Origin of the sequence: Teichococcus aestuarii, assembly GCF_042651065.1 — a bacterium.
In the GTDB taxonomy this organism is placed as follows: domain Bacteria; phylum Pseudomonadota; class Alphaproteobacteria; order Acetobacterales; family Acetobacteraceae; genus Pseudoroseomonas; species Pseudoroseomonas aestuarii.
Genome location: NZ_JBHSCH010000140.1, coordinates 1 through 1,999 on the forward strand (window position 1 = coordinate 1; position 1,999 = coordinate 1,999).

Below are 1,999 nucleotides of genomic sequence, written 5' to 3' on the forward strand. Positions count from 1 at the left end.
GCCGCACCGGCGGCGCGCCAGGCTGCGCCGACCTCGCTCGGGATGACCGCGCAGGCCCGGCCGGCCCAGGCGCATGTGCCGCTGCTGCGCGCCGCGCATGTGCCGGCCCCGCGCCCCCTCGCCCCGCCCGTGGGCGGCTCCGCCCTCGGCATGGCCGGCGGCGGCGGTCTCGCCCCGCCGGTGCCGCTGGCCGCTCCCGTTCCCGTTTCGCCCGGTGCCTGGAGGCAGTAACCCCCCATGCCGCACGTCCCGCCTCCCTCGCCCGATTCCCCGCCCCTCCGCCACCCGCGGCAGGCCCCGGTGGGGCATGAGGAGCCGGCGCCGCCGGCGCCCGGCGTGGTCGTGCGCGTCACCCAGCCCGACCTCGCCCGCCGTGCGCAGCTGGAGCGCAGCCGCGGCCGGCTGGTGATCGCGGCGCTGGGCTTCGGTACGCTGTTCCTGGCCGTGGCGGCGAAGGCCACCTGGTCCACCGTGGTGATGCCGGCCGAGCCGAAGCGGCTGAACGCCGCGGTGCGCGCGCTGCAGCCGCCCGCGCAGCACGCCGCCAGCCGCGCGCCGATCACCGACCGCAATGGCGAGATGCTGGCCATCTCCCTGCCGGTGACGGCGCTGATCGCCAATCCGCGCGTCATCGAGAACAAGGAGCACGTCGCCGACCGCATCCGCACGGTGCTGCCGCAGATCGAGCGCGACCGGCTGATCGAGCGCCTCTCGGGCGACCGCGGCTTCGTCTACGTCGCCCGCGCCCTGACCCCGCGCGAGCAGCAGGGCATCATCAACCTCGGCATCGCCGGCCTCGACTTCGAGGAGGCGGAGCGCCGCTACTACCCGCAGGGCCGCGCCGCCGTGCACGTGCTCGGCAATGTGGACGTGGACGGCAACGGCCTCTCCGGCATCGAGCGCCGCTTCGACGAGCGGCTGCGCACCGAGCGCGACACGCCGCTGAAGCTCTCGATCGACGTGCGCGTGCAGCTCGCGCTCCGCGACGCGGTGAGCCAGGCGATCAGCGACTTCAGCGGCATCGGCGGCGCCGGCGTGGTGCTCGACATCAACACCGCCGAGGTGGTGGCGATGGTCAGCCTGCCGGACTACGACGCGGGCGACATCGGCGGCGCCACGCCCGACCAGCGCTTCAACCGCGCCACGGTCGGCGTCTACGAGCCGGGCTCCACCTTCAAGCTGTTCACCGCCGCGGCGGCGCTGGAATACGGCACCGCCAACGTCAACACGAGCAGCTTCGACGCCTCCCGCCCGATCCGCTACGGCCGCTTCACGATCAGCGACTACAAGGGCAAGAATCGCTGGATCACCTTCCCCGAGATGCTCGCCTACTCGTCGAACCTGGGGGCCGCGCACATGGCGGCCACCTTCGGGCCGGCGCGGCAGCGTGAGTTCCTCAAGCGCGCCGGCATGCTGGCGCGCACGCCGATCGAGCTGCCCGAAGCCGCCGCGCCGCTGGTGCCGCCCGCCAATTCCTGGCGCGACATCAACATGTTCACCATCTCCTTCGGCCACGGCATCAGCGTCACGCCGCTGCATGTGGTGACGGGCGTCTCCGCCATCGCCAATGGCGGCATCCTGCGGGCGCCGACGCTGCTGGCCCAGCCGCCCGGCACGGTGCGCGAGGGCACGCGGCTGATCAGCGAGCAGAACAGCGAGACGATGCGCCGGCTGATGCGCCTCGTCGTCACCGACGGCTCGGGCAAGAACGCCGAGGTGCCGGGCTACTTCGTCGGCGGCAAGACCGGCACGGCGCAGAAGACCGGCCCGCGCGGCGGCTACATCATGAACAAGCGCATCGCCGCCTTCGTCGGCGCCTTCCCGATGCAGGCGCCCCGCTACGCGCTCTACGTCATGGTCGACGAGCCGACGCCGAACGCCAAGAGCCATGGCTACGCCACCGCCGGCTGGGTGGCGGCGCCGGCGGCGCACACCGTCATCTCGCGCATCGCCCCCATCCTGGGGCTGGTGCCGGAGGACCCGGCCAACCCGGCGATCG

At 73.6% G+C, this 1,999-nt stretch carries 1 protein-coding gene and 1 pseudogene; both read left to right on the forward strand.

Translation table 11 applies throughout. The features are described 5' to 3' along the window. Positions 1–231: pseudogene (locus tag ACFOY6_RS23935) on the forward strand (hypothetical protein); the annotation flags it as partial. Between the two features lie 6 nt (positions 232–237). Further along, on the forward strand, positions 238–1,999 hold a 1,762-nt coding region (locus ACFOY6_RS23940), incomplete at its 3' end, for a peptidoglycan D,D-transpeptidase FtsI family protein (RefSeq protein WP_379652436.1).